The sequence below is a fragment of the Cloacibacterium normanense genome, from assembly GCF_002943105.1.
Taxonomy (GTDB): Bacteria; Bacteroidota; Bacteroidia; order Flavobacteriales; family Weeksellaceae; genus Cloacibacterium.
The window spans coordinates 128,528-148,983 of the sequence record NZ_PTPZ01000004.1 but is presented as its reverse complement, the minus strand read 5'-3'; the positions used below and the strand labels follow the sequence as shown (position 1 = coordinate 148,983).

17 protein-coding genes and 1 riboswitch are annotated in these 20,456 nt (G+C 32.2%); of the genes, 10 read left to right on the top strand and 7 right to left on the bottom strand.

Annotated features, from left to right (window positions below):
- Positions 1-69 precede the first annotated feature (69 nt).
- From mltG to pnuC, 3 genes are all read right to left on the bottom strand, one after another.
- Complete coding sequence (gene mltG / locus C3729_RS08410) at positions 70-1,107, bottom strand: endolytic transglycosylase MltG (protein ID WP_104793756.1); 1,038 nt, start codon at positions 1,105-1,107, stop codon at positions 70-72.
- Between the two features lie 87 nt (positions 1,108-1,194).
- On the bottom strand, positions 1,195-1,989 hold the full coding sequence (dapF, locus tag C3729_RS08405; RefSeq protein ID WP_104793755.1) for a diaminopimelate epimerase: 795 nt from the start codon (positions 1,987-1,989) through the stop codon (positions 1,195-1,197).
- A gap of 60 nt (positions 1,990-2,049) precedes the next feature.
- Positions 2,050-2,712, bottom strand: coding sequence for a nicotinamide riboside transporter PnuC (pnuC, locus tag C3729_RS08400; RefSeq protein WP_104793754.1), 663 nt, complete (start codon positions 2,710-2,712; stop codon positions 2,050-2,052).
- A 208-nt stretch (positions 2,713-2,920) separates the two neighbouring features.
- Here pnuC and C3729_RS08395 point away from each other — a divergent pair, with 208 nt between their 5' ends.
- From C3729_RS08395 to C3729_RS08355, 8 genes are all read left to right on the top strand, one after another.
- On the top strand, positions 2,921-4,462 hold the full coding sequence (locus C3729_RS08395) for an APC family permease (RefSeq protein ID WP_260204504.1): 1,542 nt from the start codon (positions 2,921-2,923) through the stop codon (positions 4,460-4,462).
- A gap of 53 nt (positions 4,463-4,515) precedes the next feature.
- Positions 4,516-5,535: a WD40/YVTN/BNR-like repeat-containing protein gene (locus tag C3729_RS08390; RefSeq protein WP_104793753.1), complete on the top strand. Its 1,020-nt coding sequence runs from the start codon at positions 4,516-4,518 to the stop codon at positions 5,533-5,535.
- A gap of 455 nt (positions 5,536-5,990) precedes the next feature.
- Complete coding sequence (hemN, locus tag C3729_RS08380; protein ID WP_104793751.1) at positions 5,991-7,349, top strand: oxygen-independent coproporphyrinogen III oxidase; 1,359 nt, start codon at positions 5,991-5,993, stop codon at positions 7,347-7,349.
- 83 nt (positions 7,350-7,432) lie between these two features.
- Positions 7,433-8,194 (top strand): hypothetical protein, encoded by a 762-nt coding sequence (locus C3729_RS08375; RefSeq protein WP_104793750.1) that lies wholly within the window; start codon positions 7,433-7,435, stop codon positions 8,192-8,194.
- Positions 8,195-8,491: 297 nt separating this feature from the next.
- Positions 8,492-11,383, top strand: a complete 2,892-nt coding sequence (secD, locus tag C3729_RS08370; protein WP_104793749.1) for a protein translocase subunit SecD — start codon at positions 8,492-8,494, stop codon at positions 11,381-11,383.
- Positions 11,384-11,483: 100 nt separating this feature from the next.
- Complete coding sequence (locus tag C3729_RS08365) at positions 11,484-12,734, top strand: TCR/Tet family MFS transporter (protein ID WP_104793748.1); 1,251 nt, start codon at positions 11,484-11,486, stop codon at positions 12,732-12,734.
- A gap of 28 nt (positions 12,735-12,762) precedes the next feature.
- Positions 12,763-13,122 carry a twin-arginine translocase TatA/TatE family subunit gene (locus C3729_RS08360; protein ID WP_069798325.1) on the top strand — a complete coding sequence of 120 codons (360 nt, stop codon included), beginning with the start codon at positions 12,763-12,765 and terminating at the stop codon, positions 13,120-13,122.
- The gene (locus tag C3729_RS08355; RefSeq protein WP_104793747.1) at positions 13,122-13,697 is read left to right on the top strand and encodes a phosphatase PAP2 family protein; all 576 of its coding nucleotides are present in this window, start codon (positions 13,122-13,124) and stop codon (positions 13,695-13,697) included. Before C3729_RS08360 ends, C3729_RS08355 begins: the two co-directional genes overlap by 1 nt.
- A gap of 9 nt (positions 13,698-13,706) precedes the next feature.
- On the opposite strand, the gene rlmH is transcribed toward C3729_RS08355, so the two are convergent.
- Positions 13,707-14,180 carry a 23S rRNA (pseudouridine(1915)-N(3))-methyltransferase RlmH gene (gene rlmH, locus C3729_RS08350; protein ID WP_104793746.1) on the bottom strand — a complete coding sequence of 158 codons (474 nt, stop codon included), beginning with the start codon at positions 14,178-14,180 and terminating at the stop codon, positions 13,707-13,709.
- A gap of 93 nt (positions 14,181-14,273) precedes the next feature.
- Between rlmH and C3729_RS08345 the strand changes: the two genes are divergently transcribed.
- Positions 14,274-15,218, top strand: a complete 945-nt coding sequence (locus tag C3729_RS08345; RefSeq protein ID WP_185117738.1) for a YihY/virulence factor BrkB family protein — start codon at positions 14,274-14,276, stop codon at positions 15,216-15,218.
- Between the two features lie 61 nt (positions 15,219-15,279).
- Here C3729_RS08345 and C3729_RS08340 read toward each other — a convergent pair whose 3' ends face one another.
- Positions 15,280-17,196, bottom strand: a complete 1,917-nt coding sequence (locus C3729_RS08340; protein ID WP_104793745.1) for a TonB-dependent receptor — start codon at positions 17,194-17,196, stop codon at positions 15,280-15,282.
- 113 nt (positions 17,197-17,309) lie between these two features.
- Positions 17,310-17,516, bottom strand: a riboswitch (cobalamin riboswitch).
- Positions 17,517-17,597: 81 nt separating this feature from the next.
- The gene (cdd, locus tag C3729_RS08335; RefSeq protein ID WP_069798332.1) at positions 17,598-18,077 is read right to left on the bottom strand and encodes a cytidine deaminase; all 480 of its coding nucleotides are present in this window, start codon (positions 18,075-18,077) and stop codon (positions 17,598-17,600) included.
- Between the two features lie 108 nt (positions 18,078-18,185).
- Between cdd and namA the strand changes: the two genes are divergently transcribed.
- On the top strand, positions 18,186-19,238 hold the full coding sequence (namA, locus tag C3729_RS08330) for an NADPH dehydrogenase NamA (protein ID WP_104793744.1): 1,053 nt from the start codon (positions 18,186-18,188) through the stop codon (positions 19,236-19,238).
- Between the two features lie 43 nt (positions 19,239-19,281).
- On the opposite strand, the gene nhaA is transcribed toward namA, so the two are convergent.
- On the bottom strand, positions 19,282-20,454 hold the full coding sequence (gene nhaA / locus C3729_RS08325) for a Na+/H+ antiporter NhaA (RefSeq protein ID WP_104793743.1): 1,173 nt from the start codon (positions 20,452-20,454) through the stop codon (positions 19,282-19,284).
- Positions 20,455-20,456 lie beyond the last annotated feature (2 nt).

Genomic DNA, 20,456 nt, shown 5'->3' with positions numbered 1-20,456 from the left:
AAGATTTCTGTGAATTAGACGCAGAAATCTTAATTATGTTAAACTTAAAAAAGTTAAATTTTTGTTAATTTATTGGGTGATGTTCTTTGAATTGAGCCAATCTTGATAAGCTTTTGCATTAGCAGCATGTTCTATATCATTGTCTGTAAATTTATGATAACCCATTCTTTTTGGGTCTGCACACATGTAAATATAATTGTTATTTTCTGCGTTTAGAACGGCATCTACAGAACTTTTATCGACCACGCAAATTGGTCCCGGTGGAATTCCTTTTACTGCATAAGTATTGTAAGGAGAAGGGAAGGAAAGATGCTTGTAAAGCACTCTTTTAATATCTTGAGTAAAGTTGTTTTCCTTATTAATCGCATAAATTACAGTCGGGTCAGATTGTAGTTTCATTCCTTTTCTTACACGATTAAGGTATAATCCTGCGATGGTTTTTTGCTCGTCTGTTTTTCCGCCAGATTCTTTGTAAACAATAGAAGCTAGTGCATAAATTTCTTCTCTAGAAAGGTTGAGTTTTCTCTCTTTGGCAAGTCTTTCTTCGTTCCAAAATTCTTGATATTGATTTTCGAATTTTTCAAAAAATTCCGCAGGTTTTACCGTCCAAAAGAATTGATAAGTATCTGCAAAGAAATATTTTTTTAAGTCTTCGGCGTTATTATAACCTTTAGAAACTGCAATTTTATTGAATTCTTTTACAAAAGTTAAAGAATCTGCTTCTGTTTTTCTAGTAACTCTTCCTATCATTTGATAAACATCATTGAAATCTCCAATTCTGAAACTGCTTTCTGTTTGGTTTCCAGCCTTAATCATGTTTACCAAGTCTGTGTTGTCTGTTCCTGATTCAATTTTATAACGACCAGGCTTGATTTTTTGGTCAAGATTTTTCTTGAGCGCTACTTCTTTGAAACTTTCTTTATTTTTAAGATAAGGAGAAATAGAATCAAGCACTTGTTCGAAATTTGCACCTGTCGGAACAAGAATATATCCTTCTTTTGCTACGTTCCCGAGTTTATATTTTTTCAAAAAATTAAATACAAAGTATCCGCCAATCAAAAAAACGATTAGCCCAATAACGGCGATGATAGAACATCCTTTTTTCATAAATAATTATTGCTTTCTGCCTTCAGCTTTCAGCTTTTGGCATTTATTTTTAGTTAGCTGATTGCAGAATGCTGACAGCCGATTGTATTATAAATTGATTTTTCCTTTGAAAACTTGTTTTGCGGGACCTTCTAGCCAAACGTTTTTGAATCCGTTTTCACTTTGTTCTGCATATACTTTTAGATTTCCGCCCAGAACTTTTACGTCTACTTTTTCTACATGATTTTGAAGCATGTAAACCAGTGAACACGCAGTTACACCCGTTCCACAACTGTAGGTTTCGTCTTCTACACCACGTTCATAAGTTCTCACGAAGATTTTATTTTCATCCGTTTTTTCCACAAAATTTACATTGATGCCTTCTTGAGCGTATCTTTCAGAATTTCTGATGGAATAACCATTGTTGTAAACATCGAAATTTTCTAGATTTTCTACATATTTCACAAAATGAGGAGAACCCGTATTGAGTTCAAAATTTTCATCAATGTTTTTAATGTTTTTAATGTTTTCTACATCTATCATTTTCAGTTTAACCGTTCCGAAATTCATTTCAGCTTCATGTAAACCATCGATAGCCATAAAAGTACATTTATCTTCGAAAATGTCTAAAAAATGGGCAAACGATACAATGCATCTTCCACCATTTCCACACATGGTAGATTCATTTCCGTCTGAATTGTAATACACCATTTTGAAATCTGTTTTAAAATCTCCTTCTGCTGCATTTTCTAGTAAAATAAGTCCATCACCACCAATTCCGAAATGTCTGTCGCAGAGTTTTTTGATGATTTCTGTATCTTTTGGGAAACTCAAGTCACGATTGTCTATCATTACAAAATCGTTTCCTGTTCCTTGATATTTATAAAAATCTAGTGTTGTCATTAATTTTTAAAATTGAAATAATGAATAAGTTTGCAAATATATCTTAGAATATTAGAATTTTTACATTTTTTTGATTGATTTTTTCCATTCTAAATATCCTAAATAAGCCATTGCCGTAAAAACCAAATATTGCATCGAAGTAATTCCTAATCCTTTGTAGAGCATCATCGGAATGCAAATAAAATCACCGATGATCCAAAAAATCCAATTTTCTATTTTTCTCTTTGCCATAAACCACATTCCTACTAAAAATATAGAAGTGGTGAATACATCTAACCAATTTGCCCAATCGAGATGATGTAAACCTAAATTTACATTTTCGGTAGAAAAATGATTGTCAATTGCAGGTTTGTAATAATAAATAAGGGTAACTAATCCTAAACTGAAGACAAATAAAACTGTGGCAAAAATCCATTGTTTAAAGTTTGCCCACGAAACTTCTACGTGGATATTATCTTCTGAACTCGCTGACCAAAGAATCCAGCCATAAATGCTCATAATCGTATAATACACATTAATCATAGCATCTCCTAAAAGTCCAAAATTAAAGAGGATATACACATAAAGCGCAGTAGAAATAATACCTGTTGGATAAACCCAGATATTTTTTTTGATAGAAAAATAAACACTCAGCAACCCGAAAATAGCTGCGGTTGCTTCCAGAAAAATCTGAAAATTGGTGTAGGTTTCGTAAGGCTTGAAAAAAAGTTCGTACAAATTCATTGTTTCAAAGATAAAGATTTCGTTTAGAAAATAAGCGAGGAATTAAAAATTTAAAGATTCGCAAAAAAACAAATAAAAAAATGATAATCTTTCAATGCTATTGTTTAGGGAAATCTACCATCTCTGTTAAAAAATTGAATAAAAGTTCTTAATACTTCTAAAAAATTTATATTTTCGTGAATTCTAAAATGTAAAAAATTGATTTAATATGTCGAATATTTGGATTAAAAAGCCGATGGAAGCTTATGAGGCAGACATCAAAAAGAGTCAGCTGAAGAGAGTTCTCGGAAAATGGAGTTTAACAGCCATAGGAATTGGAGCCATTATTGGTGGTGGTATTTTTGTATTGACAGGAACTGGTGCTTATTATAATGCAGGTCCAGCTCTTGCACTTTCTTTCGTAATTGCGGGGATTGCTTGTGTATTTGCAGCGCTTTGTTACGCAGAATTTGCATCAATTCTACCTGTAGAAGGTTCTGCTTATGCGTATGCTTATGGGACAGTAGGAGAGATTTTCGCGTGGATTATTGGATGGGGATTGATACTAGAATACGCAATGGGTTCTATGACGGTAGCGGTTTCTTGGTCAGGATATTTTGGGAAATTACTCAAAATGTTTGGCTTGCATCTTCCAGCTTGGTTAACTACCGATCCTCAAACATATTTAGCAGCAGGAAACTCAGGTTTTTCTATGAATTTACCAGCGTTTTTCATCGTTTTAATAGTAATTTCTATCCTATTGAGAGGAACTAAAGGTGCTGCTAAAGCAAATAATTTTATTGTAATGCTTAAAGTAGCTGCGATTATTTTCGTAATTGTAGCAGGAGCATTTTTCATTGACCCAGCTAACTGGACACCTTTTATTCCAGAACCAACGGTGATTACTGAAAACGGAGTTTCGCATAGTGCATATGGTTATGCCGGAATTATTGCAGGTGCTTCTGCCATTTTCTTTGCTTATGTAGGTTTTGATGCAGTTTCTACACAAGCCGGTGAAGCGATTAATCCTAAAAAAGATGTACCATTTGCTATTATTGCTTCGTTATTAATTTGTACTTTATTGTATATTTTAGTTTCATTGGTTTTAACAGGAATGATGCATTATTCAGATTTCAATCCACTAGGGAAATATCCAGATGCAATTAAAGCTCCAGTAGCTTATGCGTTTGATATTGCTGGTCAAGCTTGGGCAGGATATATCATCACGATTGCTGCTACAGTAGGTCTTATTTCTGTATTGATGGTAATGATTATGGGACAATCTAGAATTTTCTTAGGAATGTCTAAAGACGGTTTAATTCCTAAAACGTTCTCTAAAGTAAATGCAGAAACAGGTGTTCCAAGTAAAAATTTAATGATTCTTGGTGGAGTTATTTCTGTAGTTGCAGCTTTTACACCTATTAACGATTTAGCACACATGACAAGTTTCGGGACGCTTTTCGCGTTTACGATGGTTTGTGTTGCAGTTTGGGTTTTGAGAGTAAAACAACCTAATCTTCAAAGAAATTTTAGAGTTCCTGCATTGCCAGTAATTGCAACTTTAGGAATTTTAATTAATATTTATTTGATTATTAATTTAAGTATAGAAGCACAAACATATTCTGCAATTTGGTTGTTGTTTGGTTTTGTGATTTACTTCTTATACAGTAGAAAAAATTCTAAACTTCAAAATGGTGGTTTCGGTGAAACTTTCAAAGCGGAACAAGAACCTTTAGAAGAAATAGAAATCGATATTGATAATAAAGATTAACAAATTAAATCCCACTTTTTGGTGGGATTTTTTATTTTTGTGAAAAAGTAAAAATGAAAAGAATAATATTAGCCTTTTGTTTATTGGCTCATGCTTTTATGATGGCTCAAAGTTTAGAATTTTCGGCTTTAGCAGAAAATTATAACATGAGTGTAAGAGCAATTCAGATTTGGCAAAACAAAGTGTATTACGCTGCTACAGATTCTAAATTTGGGTATATTCATTTGAAAGAACCAACGATTAGAAAGCAAATGAAATTATCAGATGCTAATCTTCAATTCCGAACTTTGGCACAAACTGACGATTTATTTTACACCGTAAACATCGAAAGTCCTGCTACTTTTTACAAAATTACAAAAAGTACTTTTACAGCAGAAGAAGTTTTTACCGATACCATAAAAACTGCATTTTATGACGCTTTTATGTTTGATGAAAAGGGAAGAGGATTGGCAATAAGTGACCCAAGAAAAGAAGGAAAACCTCATTTTAGAATTATTTCGAGCAAAAATTATAAAAACGAAGGCGGAATTATGCCGAAATATCAAGAAGGTGAAGCGCATTTTGCAGCGAGTAATACCAATATTGCAATGAAAGGAAATTCCGTTTGGATTGCAACAGGAGGAACGGTTTCTAGAATTTTTAAATTCAATTGGGATAAACCTTATTTTTGGAATGTTTACAATACGCCTTTTGTCAACGGGAAATCGTCTACAGGAATTTACTCTATAGATTTCTATGATGAGAAATTCGGGATTGCAGTAGGTGGTGATTATACCAAGCAAGCGGAAAATATCAATAACATTGCAACTACTTTTGATGGTGGCGAAACCTGGCAAATTCAAGCTTCTGGAAAAAATGGAGGCTATAAAACATGTGTTAAAATTCGTCCGAAATCTAAAGGAAAAGAAATCATTGCAGTGGGAGACCACAATATAGAATTTTCTAGCGATTATGGAAAAACTTGGAAGAGGATTTCACAAGAAAAAAATCTTTACGTTTGCGAATGGATAGATGAAAATAGTCTCGTATTTGCCGGGAAAAATAGAATTTTGAAGGCTGAATTTAAGAACTGAGATTACTAAAGATGAATTGATTTTTGAGAAATTTTATGAAAAAAAATTAATTAAGTATTCTTTAATTGTTGTTTTTTTGATAGTTGCAATTTATTTGCATCTAATATTCTATGTTCGATTTGCATTAATTGTAAAACCTCCGTTTGGAGTTTCTGAAAGTGAAACTTTACAAAATATGAAAGATTTTTGTTTTACGAATGGAATTTTAAATTTGTTATATAGTTTTATTGCGGCATTTATAGTTTTTTTTATTTCTAGGAAATTTATTTTTAAAAACTTTAAAGCATCACTTATACTTTCAATAATTTTTTTAATAATTATAATTTTAGGTAATTTTAGAGGAATTAATAATTATTACTTTGGATTGCAAGAAGAATTTAAATACCATAATTTTCAGAAATAGTTTTCTTATTTTTGCACTCTCAATCTCGTAACTCGAAACTCGTATCTCAAATATGAACTCACTTATCAATAAATATAATATTCCGGGACCTAGATATACTTCTTATCCTACCGTTCCTTACTGGGATAATGATGGTTTTACTTCTGAGCAATGGCAAAAAACTGTTATTCAGTCTTTCAACGAGAGCAATGCTCAAGAAGGAATTTCTATTTACATTCACCTTCCTTTTTGTGAGCAATTGTGTACTTTTTGTGCTTGTCATAAACGCATAACTAAGCAACATTCTGTAGAAACACCGTATTTAGAAAGTGTTTTGAAAGAATGGAATCTCTATCTAAATCTTTTTGAAGAAAAACCAAAACTTAAAGAATTGCATCTCGGTGGTGGAACTCCTACCTTTTTCTCTGCAGAAAATTTGAGAATTTTACTAGAAGGAATTTTTAGCACCGTAGAAATTGCCGAAAATCCTGAATTTTCTTTTGAAGGTCACCCAAACAATACTACAAAAGTACATTTGCAAACTTTGTATGATTTAGGTTTCAGAAGATGTAGTTTCGGAGTGCAAGATTATGATGCAAAAGTTCAAAAAGCCATCAATAGAATTCAGCCTTTCGAAAATGTGAAAAACGTTACAGAATGGGCTAGAGAAATTGGATATAAAAGTGTTTCTCATGATTTGGTTTTTGGTTTGCCGCACCAAACTTGGGACGCGATGGAATTTACCATCAGAAAGACTTTGGAATTAAAACCAGACAGACTGGCATTTTATTCTTACGCTCACGTTCCGTGGATAAAAGGCGTTGGTCAACGTGGTTTTGACGAAAATGATTTGCCAAGTGGTGAAGAAAAACGTAAACTCTACGAAAATGGCAAAAAACTGTTAGAAGAATTAGGTTATATAGAAGTAGGAATGGATCATTTTTCACTCGAAAAAGATGATTTGTACCAATCTTTAATTCATAAAAAACTTCACCGAAATTTCATGGGATATACTTCGAGTAATACTCAATTGATGGTCGGTTTAGGAATGTCTGCGATTTCGGATTCTTGGTATGCTTTTGCTCAAAACGAAAAATCGGTAGAAGAATATCAAAAAAGAGTAGAAGAGGGAATAATTCCTGTGGTGAAAGGACACATTTTAAATGAAGAAGATTTAAAATTAAGAAGACATATTTTGAATTTAATGTGCCAGTTAGAAACCACTTTTACACCAGAAAATTCTTTTGAAGAATTACCAGAAGCATTAAAAAAATTACAAGAAATGCAAGAAGATGGTCTGGTAGAAATTTCAGGAAATACTGTGAAAATTACCGAAAAAGGAAGAGTTTTCACCAGAAATGTAGCCATGGCTTTTGATTTAAGAATGATGAGAAAAATGCCTGAAACCAGATTGTTTTCGATGACGGTTTAACTTTCAATAAATAATTTTTTTTCGTTAAAATTTTAGAGATTTATAACTAAAATTTTTTTGTTATATTTGATAAAATTATTTGTATGAAGTTAATTTTTTCCTTTTTATTGGTATTGTTTTACACTTTTATCAATGCGCAAACTCTAGAAGAGACTATTGATTGGTTAAATACTAAAAAAAGTGATGTGATTTCTGTAGAAAGTTATCATCTTCCAAAAAATTCGACTAATACAATTCTTTTTTCATTTACTAAAATTAGGATTGATAACTCAAATGGTGGTTATACTTCTATTGGTTTTGATACTATTAATGATTTTAGAATCAGTGAAACTAATGAGTCTCCGGCTTTGTATATTGTTTCATCATATATTCATGAAGGTTTGCCTTTGTATATTAAAATGAATTTCCAGACAATTGAAATAAGAGATCGTTTCAAAAAAGCTTTTTCGCATATTGTTAATTTAAAAGGTAATGAAATGGTTACGTCATTAAGCTACGAAAAAAAAGATATGCTAGAGTGGTTAAACTCCAGATCTATTGATATTTTTGAAGGGGAAAATAAATTGAGATTATTATATGATGATGTTGGAATAAAAAAATACTATTTGAAATCTACTAATTCTATTCTTATTAATTGGTCTAAAATTAAGAGCATATCTTATAATGTATATGGTGAAAACAAAAAATACTATGTGTTTAATATTAAAAGTTCTGATTCTATTACAGGTAATTCTGAAGTTATTAAATTTTATGTTTATTCAGGAGTCGCAGAATCTTATGGTGAAATTCTAAAAGATTTAGCTATATCAAATGGAGCTCAATTAATTAATGAAGATTTATTTTAATAAAGTTTAATATAATTGCAAAAGTATTCAGAAATGAATACTTTTTTTTTAATAATTTCACTAGATATTTATAAAATTTATTTTAAATAATTTAATATATAATTTATTATTTTACAATCTGTAAATTATTATTTATACTAAAACGAATAATTGAAAGTTCTTCAACAATATTGAAAAAAATTAATAGCATTATTTTTTATTTCATTATTTATTAAAATCATGTAAACAAAATTTTTATTTCAACTGATAATCATTATATTTGCCGACTATAATTTTAAATGTTGTAAACTATAAACAATGCAAGGAAAAGGACTTATTACGATTGTAGCGATTGTTCTTGGGCTTATTTGTATCAATGAGTTGTTGCCAACTTGGTATGCAAGTAAAATAGAAAACGAAGCCAAAGCTATTGCTGGTGAAGACGAAGCAAAATATAATAAAGAAATTGCGCGTCTTTCTAAAGATACCATCCATTTAGGATTCACTCAGCTGAACTATCCTGAAGCTAAGCAGAAAGAAATGAAGCTTGGTTTGGACTTAAAAGGTGGTATTAACGTTCTATTAGAAATTAACCAAAGAGATTTAGTAAATGATTTAACCAATTATTCTACTAATCCTATCGTTATAGAAGCGCTAGACAGAGCTGACAAAGTTCAGAAACAGTCTACAAAACCTTATATTGAAGATTTTTTCACTCAGTTTGACTTAGTTAATCAAGAGAAAAAAGCTGGTCTTAAATTGGCTAGCCCAGAAGTTTTTGGAACTCAAAAATTAAGTGGTCAAATTAAATTCAATACTACAGATGATCAAGTAAAATCTATTATTAGGAATAAAATTGATGCTTCTGTAGGAACAGCTTTCGAAGTAATTAGAACCAGAATTGATAAAATGGGAGCGGTACAACCAAACGTACAGCGTGTTCCAGGAACTGGTAGAATTGCGGTAGAAATGCCAGGTATTAAAGATAAAGACAAAGTGAAAAAAATGCTTTCTACTTCTGCTAAATTGCAGTTCTGGGAAGTACAACAAATAAACGAAGTTGCTCCTTATCTTGAAACACTTTCTAAAATTGTTCCAGCAAAAGCAGATTCTCTTGGTGTTGCTAAAAACACTAATCTTATCAACATGCTTCAGTTGAATACATTGAGACAAGCTGGTGTAGGTAATATCAAGCTTTCTGATACTTCAGCAATGAACAAAATTCTGAATAGCGAAATTGCAATAAAACTAAGACCAGCAAATCTTAAATTTACTAAATTCATGTGGGCTTATAAACCAGATGCTGCTGATCCAGATAATTTAGTACTTTACGCTATCAGAGGTAATATCAATCAAAAAGCTCCAGTAGATGGTGCGGTAGAAACTGCTAGAATTAACTATGATAATCTTGGTAGAATTGTAGTAGACATGCAAATGGATACTGAAGGTACTAGAGACTGGAAAACACTTACTGAGAAAAACGTAGGAAAACCAGTTGCAGTAACTTTAGATAACATTGTTTACACTGCTCCAAATGTAAATGAACCAATTCCTTCTGGAAGATCTCAGATTTCTGGAAGTTTTACTCAAGAAGAAGCTAAAGATCTTACAGATGTATTAAGCGCAGGTAAATTACCAGCTTCAGCTAAAGTTGTTCAGGCAGATGTAGTAGGACCTTCTCTTGGTCAAGAATCTATTTCTGCAGGACTTTGGTCTTTCTTTATTGCATTCTTAATTATTGTAGCGTATATCATTTTCTACTACGGTGGAGCTGGTGTTTATGCGATTATAGCAATGATATTTAACCTATTCTACCTTTTCGGAATTATGGATTCTATCAATGCTACGCTTACTCTTCCTGGTATTGCAGGTATTGTATTAACCATGGCAATTGCGGTAGACACAAACGTAATCATCTACGAAAGAACTAAGGAAGAATTATTCGCGGGTAAATCTATTAAACAAGCATATACAGACGGTTTCAAACATGCATTAAATGCAATTGTAGATGGTCACCTTACTTCATTGCTAACAGCATTAGTATTATTTATCTTCGGTACAGGTCCTATTAAAGGTTTCGCGGTAACTACAGGTATTGGTCTTATCATGACTTTCTTTACCTCTGTATTGTTATCTAGAGTAATGATTTTCCATAGATTAAATAAAGGAAAAGGACTTTCTGTTTGGACTCCTATTACTAAAAACTGGTTCAGAAATATCTGGATTGATTTCATTGGAAAAAGAAAATATTCTTACATCGTTTCTGCAATTCTTACTGTTGCGAGTTTATTCTCCATTTTCAACTACGGTTTCAAGACTGGGGTAGATTTCAAAGGAGGTAGAAGTTATGTAGTAAGATTTGACAAAGATGTAGAAGCTTCTAAAGCTCATGAATCTCTTGCTAAAGTATTTGTTTTAAATGGCGAATCTCAAGCAGTAGATGTTAAAACTTTTGGTAATGCAAACCAGTTGAAAATTACAACTGACTATAAAATTGATGATGAATCAATCGAAGCTGACCAAGATATTGAGAAAAAATTATTTGAAGGTTTAAAACCTTTCTTATCTCCAAATACTACATTAGCAGATTTCAAAGATGCTCATGGTGCAGAATTAGGAATTGTTTCTTCTTCTAAAGTTGGACCTACAGTTGCAGATGATATTAAAACAGGTGGTACTTATGCAGTATTAGCATCGTTATTAGGAATTTTCATTTATATCTTATTCAGATTTAACAAATGGCAGTTCTCTTTAGGTGCGGTAGTTGCATTAGCTCACGATGCTATTATCATTCTTGGGGTATTCTCATTCTTTAAAAATATCATGCCATTCAACATGGAGATTAACCAAGACTTTATCGCTGCGATTCTTACAGTACTCGGTTATTCGATAAATGATACCGTAATTGTATTCGACAGAATTAGAGAATACTTGAAAGAAAAAAAATCTCTTACTCTAGCAGGATTGTTTGATGACTCTATTTCTAGTACATTAGGTAGAACTTTCAACACCTCTATTACTGTATTATTAGTAATTATGGCTATTTTCTTCTTCGGAGGAGATAACCTAAAAGGATTTATGTTCGCATTATTCTTAGGTATTTTCTTCGGAACTTATTCATCCGTATTCATTGCGTCGGCAATTGCATATGATTTCCTAAAAACAGGAAAAGAAGAAGCTCCACACGAAAGAACAACTACAGAAAAATAAATAGTAGCGCTCGAAAGAGCGCTTTTTTTATGAGATAAACTGATATATAAAAGTTAAAAAATTTCTAGAAAATCGAAAAAGGTGTATCTTCGCTTTCTGTATGAAAAATTCGAATAAAACAGCTGCGATTTGGTTTATATTTATCACCTTAATCATTGATATTACAGGTTGGGGAATTGTAATCCCAGTTGTGCCTAAATTAATAGAAGAATTGATTAATGGAGACGTAAGCGAAGCTTCTAAATATGGTGGTTGGCTTAGTTTTTTATATGCTTTCATGCAATTCCTTTTTGCGCCAGTTTTAGGAAATTTAAGTGACAAGTATGGTAGAAGACCGGTTATTTTATTTTCACTTTTAGGATTTTCTATTAACTTTTTTATTCAAGCTTGGGCGCCAACTATTTTTTGGCTTTTTGTAGGTCGTATTTTTTCTGGAATTACGGGAGCAAGTATCACTACCGCTTCTGCTTATATAGCAGATATTTCAGATGATAGCAATCGTTCTAAAAACTTTGGAATGATAGGTGCTGCTTTTGGTTTAGGATTTATCATTGGACCTGTAATTGGCGGATTATTAGGACAATTCGGTTCTAGAGTGCCATTTTATGCAGCCGCTGTTTTATGTTTGGTGAATTTCGCTTACGGATATTTTATATTGCCAGAAAGTTTAGATAAAGAGCACAGAAGACCTTTTGAATGGAAAAGAGCTAATCCAGTAGGTTCATTATTAAAAGTAAGAACACATCCTGAAATTTTAAAACTTTTTGTTGCTTGGTTTTTGGTGTATTTGGCGAGTCATGCGGTACAAACCAATTGGGCATACTTTACCATGTACAAATTTGCTTGGGACGAAAAAACAGTAGGGATTTCTCTTGGAGTAATGGGAGCTTTTACCGCTTTTGTTCAAGGTTTTTTAATTAGAAAAGTTCATCCTAAATTGGGTAGCGAAAGAAGTATTTTATACGGAATCATGTTTTATTGCACCGGAATGTTGCTTTTTGCATTCGCTCAAAAAGAATGGATGATGTACGCTATTCTAGCCATTTATTGTCTTGGTGGAATTGCTGGTCCTGCATTACAATCCGTTATTTCATCTAAAGTTTCCCCGAAAGAACAAGGGGATTTACAAGGTGCTTTAACAAGTGTCATCAGTATTACGTCTATTATTGGACCGCTTCTGATGACTCAGATTTTCTATTTTTTCACTCATCCAGATGCTAAAATTAAACTTTTAACCTTAGAATTAAAACCTCCATTTCAGTTTTCTGGAGCGCCATTTTTCTTAGGATTTGTGTTAATGGCAGTGAGTGCTTATTTTGTTTATTATGTTTTTCACAGAAAAAGTAAATAGTTATTAATTAATAATTTAAATTTGCAGAATGGAACTAAGTTTTGGAGAAATGCTGATGATTGCTTTGGTAATCGTCGTTTTATTTGGGCCTAATAAAATCCCTGAAATTGCAAGAGGATTAGGACAAGGAGTGCGTAAAATGAAAGATGCGATGGAAGATGTAAAATCGGAAATCATGAAGGAAACAGATAATCCAGTCTCGGAAATAAAGCGTGAAATAGAAAAAGTAAAAAAAGCAGCTCAAGAATACGATCCTACCGAAAAAATAAAACAAGAATTAGATTTAAGAAAACAAATCGAAGGAAAATCTTCTGATGAATTAATTCAAGAATCTAAAGAAGAAATCAATAAATTAAGCGACGAATATCAAGGCCCCGTTTCAAGATAATGGAAGAAATTATTTTAGAAGACAAACAAGCCATGATTTTCCTGAATAATTTAGGAAGTTCTACTTTTGATCCGTTCTGGATTTTCGTTTCAGAAAAATGGTTCTGGATTCCGCTTTATGTTATTTTTTTATATTTTTTGTATAAAAATTTCAATAAAAAATCATTGTTCTACATATTGCTTTTTGTTGCATTAGGAATTACTGCTTCTGACCAAATTGCCAATATTTTTAAATTTGGTTTTGAGCGATTAAGACCTTGTCATGATCCATCATTAGAAGGTCTGTTGAGAGAAGTAAAATGCGGTGGAAAATTCGGGTTTTATTCTGCGCACTCGTCTAATTCTTTTTTTGTTGCGACTTATCTTACCATACTTTTAGGCAAAAAAATAAAGCAATTGCCTTACTTTCTATTTGTTTGGGCAGCTATCGTTGCATACAGTAGAGTATATCTCGGAATGCATTTTCCTGGAGATATTATCATAGGTGCAATCATGGGAATTCTTCTGGCTTTATTCTTTGGAATTTTAGCAAAAAAAGTCATCAAAAAATCAGAAATTTTTACTCAAGACTCATAACTCATAACTTTAATCATTATGATACGGTTTTCCTTGTAGGATTTGGTCTGCTCGGTAAATCTGTTCTACAAAAAATAATCGAATCATTTGATGCGTGAAAGTCATTTTAGAAATGGAGATTTTTTCATTTGCTCTTTGATACATTTCTTCTGAAAAACCATAAGCTCCACCAACTAAAAAACAGATTTTTTTGATAGAATTATTTTGATAAGAATCTAATTTTTGAGCAAATTCTCTGCTGGTAAATTGTTTTCCTTTTTCGTCCAAAAGTACCACTAAATCGGTGTTTTCTATTTGATTGAGAAACAATTTTGCTTCTTCTTTTTTAAGCAAATCAGGCGTGAGATTTCTAGCATTTTTAACATCAGGAATTTCTGTAATTTCGAAATTCCAATGTCTGGGAAGCCTTGTAAGATAGTAAGTGATGAGATTTTTAATTTCTTTATCGTCAGTTTTGCCTATGCAGAGTAAATTAATTTTCATTCCTTATCTTTGTACAAATATAAAATAACGATTTTGAAACTTCCTACTTTCCTTAGAAAAATTCATCGTTTTTTAGATGGCATACATTTGCCCATGTTAGGCATTTCTCTTTGGGAAATGTTTGATATCTATGTAAGAGGAGTTTTTAAAAACCGTTTAATCGCGAAAGCTTCTGCCATTTCTTGGAGTTTCTTTTTGAGTTTATTCCCGTTTTTATTGTTTTTGCTTTCCATTTTACCTTATTTACCGCATTATGATAAGCTTCAGTTTTATATTTTTGAAGTATTAATGCATAATGTTTTTCCTGCACACATGCATGCAGATGTTACGAATTACATTACCAAAAGTATCGTTCCGAATATGAAGAGCATCAGTAATTTCACGATTATTTTTGCTTTGATTTTTGCGACTAATGGAACTTTTTCTCTCATTGATGGATTTAATGACCACACCGAAGAAAAACGAACCGATGTTTATGAATATATTTTGTCTTTTTTCATTACGATTGGTTTTATTGCGATTATCTTTTTAGCGCTTTTCGGAGTGTATTATTCTGAGGTCGTTCTCAAACTTTTTACGCCACAATATGATATTTCTTGGTTTGTAGATAATTTATCGAAAATCATTGGTTTTGTTTCCTTTCCATTGTTTTATTTCTTGTTGTTGGCTTTGTTTTATTGGGTAGGAACAGCCAAGATTGCCAGATTTAGACAAGCACTTCCTGGTGCATTTTTCACGACTATAGTATTTGTGATTACTACGTATTTCTTTGCGGTTTATGTAAGTAAATTTGCCAGATACAACGTTTTGTACGGTTCTATTGGCTCGATTATTTTATTAATGGTTTGGGTGAATTTAAATGTGATTTTACTTCTTTTAGGAAATGAATTGAATATCGCCATCAGAAAACTCAGAATTGAGAAAATTTTGGCAGATGAAATGAAACACGAATTAGAAGAATATCACCACGAAATCGAAAATTTACCCGAAGCAAGTTCTGAACATACCATCAACTTAGATTCTGATAAAAAATCATAAAAAAAACTTCAGCAAATAAATTGCTGAAGCTCGAAACACAAGTGGAATAAAAATTTAATCCTTAAAATTTATATTCAACTCCTAAAGTTATATTTCTAGGTTTTGTGGTAAAACCGATGACATCTGTATAACTGGTATTCAATACGTTTCCTACGTTTAAGTAAGTATCTAAAGATTTGGTGATTTTCTGATTGATATTGAGGTTAAACAAATGGAACGCTTCTAATTCTACATTTTTTGTACTGTAATCGGTTGAATCAAAGTACGCATCATTTCTTTTTGATGTATATTGATAAGAAATATTGATTCTGTTGTTTTTAATCGGTAAAATTTCTAAAAAAGCATTTGCTCTTTGTTTTGGCGAACGTAATCTTGTTGCAGGATTGTCTTTTTCAGCGAAAGAGAAATTACCACCTACATTTACTTTTTCATTAAAATGATATTGAACTCCTAATTCTACACCTTTTACTTTATTACTTTCTACGTTTAAAAATTTCCCAGCATAAGTGTTGAAATCTACAATATTATACACGAAAACATCTTTTTCTTTTCTGCTGAAAACACTTGCATTTACCACAAAAGTTCTGTCTTTCTTTCCAAAACTGAAATCCAATTCATGCGAAGCATTGGTTTCTGGTTTTAAATCAAAATTTGGCAAAACATAAGGCAATGAACCGTAAGATTGATATAGAGTAGGTGCGATAAATGCGGTTGCATAAGAATAGCCTATTTTTAGGAAATTATCGTCTAAATCTGTTAAAATAAATGGATTTATGCTGTAAACAAAGTGATTGTTATATTTAGAATGATTGTTCAATCGTGCTCCTAAATCCAAATGAAAAATTTGATAGGCTAAATTTGCATTGGCAAAAACATCAAAATTACTGATTTCGGTTTCGCCTAGAGTCAATACATTTTGCATAGAAGTTCCGCCCCAAGGTAAAGATTTAGAACCTAAATTCTGAGTTTCATACTGAATTCCCGCCACTAAATTGATATGTTCCGAAAATTGAGTCTGATTGTACAATTCGGCAAAAATATTTTGACCTTGATAGCTGTATTGATCTTGATAGGTATTGTTGTTGAGATTTCTCACGATTCTTTCATTCGCTGAAATTCTAGAATTAAACGTGATATTTCCTTTGTCGTATGAATATTGAGCATTGAGTCCGCTGAATTTTTGGGTGTCATTGCCTTTGTATTTTCCATCTTCAAAAGCACCATTATCAAAATCATAATAATGATGTTGATAACCAGCGTTTACATTTACATTGAAATTTTGAGTGCTGTAACCTACAGTAGCATTTGCATTTTGCTTTTCAAAGCCATCTTTATCGAAATTTTCTCCAAGAGCTGCCGAAATTCCGTCTGATTTTTCATTTGAGCCAGAAAATTGATAATTCCATTGATTGATTTTTCCTTGAGCGCTCAAATTTTGTCCGAAAGTTCCGAAACTTCCAATTCTTGCGCCAATTCTTCCTTCTGAAGCTTGTTGAGAAGATTTTTTAGTTTTAATATTAATCACAGAAACAGTAGCATTAGAACCATATAAAACCGAAGATGCTCCATTCAGAATTTCTATAGATTCTATATTTTCTGATGCAAAAAGTCTAAGGTCTGTAGCATTGTAATCATTTCCGGTAACGTCTTTTAACGGAATTCCATCTACTAGAATTAATACGTTGGCTAGTTTTCCTCCTCTAATTTTTAGAGATTTCGGTTCTGGACCATTGTTGAAGTTTCCAGTAATTTGATAACCAGAGACTTGGTTAAGGATTTCTGCAGCGTTTTGTCCTTTGAATTTTTCTAAATCTTTAGAAGTAAGGAGTTGTACATTTTTACCTGTTTTGTGAAGTTGTTGTTTAGCTTTTGCTGCGATGGTAACTTCTGGAATTAGTTTTTCTTCTTTTTCTTGAGCTGACAATTGTGAAATTCCCGTCACAAAGAGCATTCCTGCGAAGATTAAGTTTTTCTTCATTGTTAAATTTTAAAGTTAATGACTGTTATCAATAACTTTTGGAAAAGAAATAAAGAAAAACCACAGAAGAACTGCATTTTTTACAGGATTTCTCTACTTTTCCTCCGAAAGTATTGATTATGAATGTTTTTGGCAGGTCTCCTGACTTTCGCATTTTTTGCACCTTCTCATCTTTTCAAATAAGATAATGGCTTTTTTGCAAAAAATTCCTTCGATTTTCACCGAAGCACGATTTACAGTTGCGGGGACAGTTTCGGATTTTCACCGAATTCCCATTTTAATTCCGACAAACATCGGAAACCAAAAGCATTGCAAATGTACATTTAAACCAGAAATTGTGAAAATTTTTGGTCTATATATTTCAAAAAAAATAGAAAACCCTAAGGTTTTCTATTTAGATTTTATAAAAAAGAAGCATCAAACGAGAACGGAAGTAAATCTTTAATCGAATCACATTTATAAACCGCTCCATCAATTCCAGAAAAATAAATTTCTATCGGCTCATTTTGCTTCGTCTCATATTCTAGTAAGCTCTGTCTGCATGCACCACAAGGTGGAGTAGCGGTAGTAAAAGTCTCTTCTCTAGATGGTCCACCAATAACGTATAGTTTTTTAATTTTTACGTTCGGATAATTGGCGCCAATATTAAAAACTGTGACTCTTTCTGCACATAAACCAGAAGGATAAGCTGCGTTTTCTTGGTTGTTACCTGTAACAATTTCTCCGTTTTCTAGAAGAACAGCGCAACCTACATTGAAATGAGAATAGGGAGCATAAGCGTTTTTTCTAGCATTGATAGCTGCTTCATGAAGGGTTTTCTCTATATCTGAAAGTTCATTTCTTTCTATTTGAGAAAATTTAATTCTTAATTCTTTTTCCATTTTAAAAAAATCGGAGAGTAAAATTACAAAAATTTTGTGAAACCAAAGAATTAATCGTGATTTTCTGCGTAAAAATGATAAATTTGGGCTCAAATTAATTTTATAAATATGAAACTTTTTACCCCAATTAAGTTTAGAAATTTAGAAATAAAAAACAGAATAGTCATGGCGCCTATGTGTATGTATTCTGCAGAAAATGGCGTAGTAAATGATTTTCATTTGGTGCATTATGCCACTCGCGCTTTTGGTGGAGTAGGATTAATCATTGCAGAAGCTACTGGTGTAGTTCCAGAAGGTAGAATTACGGATAAATGTGCCGGAATTTGGAATGATGAACAAGCTGAAGCATGGAAAAAAATAGTAGAATTCATCCATCAAAATACAGAAACCAAAATTGGGATTCAATTAGGTCATGCTGGTAGAAAAGCTTCTACTTGGAATGGCAAACAAACTTCTTTGGAAGAAAACGGATGGATTACGGTTGCGCCTTCAGAAATCCCTTATCTAGAAGGTGAAAGAACACCTCATGCTTTAACAAAATCTGAAATTTCAGAATTGGTAAACGCTTTTAAAGAAGCTGCAATAAGAAGTGTGAAAGCAGGTTTTGATGTGATTGAAATTCATGCTGCACATGGTTATTTAATTTCTCAGTTTTTATCTCCTTTAAGCAATGTGAGAACAGATGAATACGGTGGAAGTTTAGAAAATAGAGCGAGAATTTTACTAGAAATCGTAGAGGCTGTAAATAAAGTTCTTAACGAGAATGTTCCATTGTTTGTGAGGATTTCTGCAACAGAATACGCTGAAAACGGTTGGAATGTAGAAGATTCTGTAGCGCTTTCTAAAATTTTGAAAGAAAAAGGTGTAGATTTAATTGATGTTTCTAGCGGTGGAAATATTTCTGGTGCTAAAATCAATGTTTTTTCTGGTTATCAAGTGCCTTTTTCTCATCAAATCAAACAAGAAGCAGAAGTGAAAACTGGTGCAGTAGGCTTGATTACGAATGTAACTCAAGCCGAAGAAATTTTGCAAAAAGATGAAGCAGATGTAATTTTGTTAGCAAGAGAACTTCTGAGAAATCCATATTTTGTAGCAAAAAGTTCTTGGGAAAATAATGAAGTAAGTTTCTTCCCTCCACAATACGAAAGAGGTAAACCTTAAAATAAAAAAGGGTTTCTAAATTTTAGAAACCCTTTTTTCATGCTTAAATATTTTCTTTATAATCAGAAACGCTTATTTTCTTTTTAGCTAAAAGTTTCAGTAAAAAATAACCAGAAAATCCAGAAATTGCAGAAGCTACCAGAATCGCAAATTTAGCTTCGTCTTGTATTTCGGTGTGTCCTTTGTAAGAAAGCAACGCGATGAAAATAGACATGGTAAAACCAATTCCTGCCAATAAACCGGCACCAATCATTTGAGACCAATTGCTTTTTTTAGGTAAATCACTTAGCTTTAATTTGATGGCAATGAAGGAAAAAAGATTAATTCCAATTACTTTTCCTAGAACTAAACCTAGAATAATTCCGTAGCCGAAATTGCTAAATAATCCCTCTATCATTCCACTTTTAAACTGAATATTAGTATTTGCTAATGCGAAAATGGGCATGATGAAATAATTAACAGGTAAGTGTAATTTTTCTTCTAATTTTTCTAAAGGCGAGATTTCTGTAGTGCTTTCGTTTGTAGGAATGGTAAATGCCAATAAAACCCCTGCAATAGTAGCATGAATGCCACTGTGATGCATAAAATGCCATAAAAATAATCCTGGAATGATGTAGAAAATATGTTTTTTAACTTTGAAATAATTTAAAAGAATTAAAAGGAGTAAAACTGCGCCACTCAAAGCTAAATAAGTGAATTCTAATTTCTCTGTATAAAAAATCGCAATCACAACAATTGCTCCTAAATCATCAACAATTGCTAGAGCAGTAAGGAAAATTTTAACAGAAGCTGGAACTCTTTTCCCCAGCATTGAAATAATGGCGAGAGAAAACGCAATATCTGTTGCCATAGGAATTCCCCATCCATTTTGGTATTCTGTTCCGTAATTAAAAAATACGAAAATTAATGCAGGAACCAGCATTCCGCCAATCGCTGCAAAAATAGGAAGAGAAGCGTTTTTGAGGCTAGAAAGTTCTCCTTCTATGAGTTCACGTTTAATTTCTAAACCTACCAATAAGAAGAAAATGGCCATTAAACCATCATTGATCCAAAGACTTGTAGAATAAGGCCCAATTGGATAATCTAATAGATTTTGAAAATCATCTCCTAAACTAGAATTGGCAATCATTAATGAGAGGATGACACAGATAATCAATAAATTTCCTGAAGATTGTGCTATTTGGAAAAACTTTCTAAAATAATTGGTAATCAGCATAT

What these genes read in the sequence shown, in the direction of transcription:
- rlmH (WP_104793746.1), bottom strand. Translation starts at nt 14,180, where the DNA reads ATGAAAATTAATTTACTCTGCATAGGCAAAACTGACGATAAAGAAATT.
- secD (WP_104793749.1), top strand. Translation starts at nt 8,492, where the DNA reads ATGCAAGGAAAAGGACTTATTACGATTGTAGCGATTGTTCTTGGGCTT.
- hemN (WP_104793751.1), top strand. Translation starts at nt 5,991, where the DNA reads ATGAACTCACTTATCAATAAATATAATATTCCGGGACCTAGATATACT.
- pnuC (WP_104793754.1), bottom strand. Translation starts at nt 2,712, where the DNA reads ATGAATTTGTACGAACTTTTTTTCAAGCCTTACGAAACCTACACCAAT.
- C3729_RS08375 (WP_104793750.1), top strand. Translation starts at nt 7,433, where the DNA reads ATGAAGTTAATTTTTTCCTTTTTATTGGTATTGTTTTACACTTTTATC.
- C3729_RS08355 (WP_104793747.1), top strand. Translation starts at nt 13,122, where the DNA reads ATGGAAGAAATTATTTTAGAAGACAAACAAGCCATGATTTTCCTGAAT.
- C3729_RS08340 (WP_104793745.1), bottom strand. Translation starts at nt 17,196, where the DNA reads ATGAAGAAAAACTTAATCTTCGCAGGAATGCTCTTTGTGACGGGAATT.
- mltG (WP_104793756.1), bottom strand. Translation starts at nt 1,107, where the DNA reads ATGAAAAAAGGATGTTCTATCATCGCCGTTATTGGGCTAATCGTTTTT.
- namA (WP_104793744.1), top strand. Translation starts at nt 18,186, where the DNA reads ATGAAACTTTTTACCCCAATTAAGTTTAGAAATTTAGAAATAAAAAAC.
- nhaA (WP_104793743.1), bottom strand. Translation starts at nt 20,454, where the DNA reads ATGCTGATTACCAATTATTTTAGAAAGTTTTTCCAAATAGCACAATCT.
- cdd (WP_069798332.1), bottom strand. Translation starts at nt 18,077, where the DNA reads ATGGAAAAAGAATTAAGAATTAAATTTTCTCAAATAGAAAGAAATGAA.
- C3729_RS08395 (WP_260204504.1), top strand. Translation starts at nt 2,921, where the DNA reads ATGTCGAATATTTGGATTAAAAAGCCGATGGAAGCTTATGAGGCAGAC.
- C3729_RS08360 (WP_069798325.1), top strand. Translation starts at nt 12,763, where the DNA reads ATGGAACTAAGTTTTGGAGAAATGCTGATGATTGCTTTGGTAATCGTC.
- C3729_RS08390 (WP_104793753.1), top strand. Translation starts at nt 4,516, where the DNA reads ATGAAAAGAATAATATTAGCCTTTTGTTTATTGGCTCATGCTTTTATG.
- dapF (WP_104793755.1), bottom strand. Translation starts at nt 1,989, where the DNA reads ATGACAACACTAGATTTTTATAAATATCAAGGAACAGGAAACGATTTT.
- C3729_RS08365 (WP_104793748.1), top strand. Translation starts at nt 11,484, where the DNA reads ATGAAAAATTCGAATAAAACAGCTGCGATTTGGTTTATATTTATCACC.
- C3729_RS08345 (WP_185117738.1), top strand. Translation starts at nt 14,274, where the DNA reads ATGTTAGGCATTTCTCTTTGGGAAATGTTTGATATCTATGTAAGAGGA.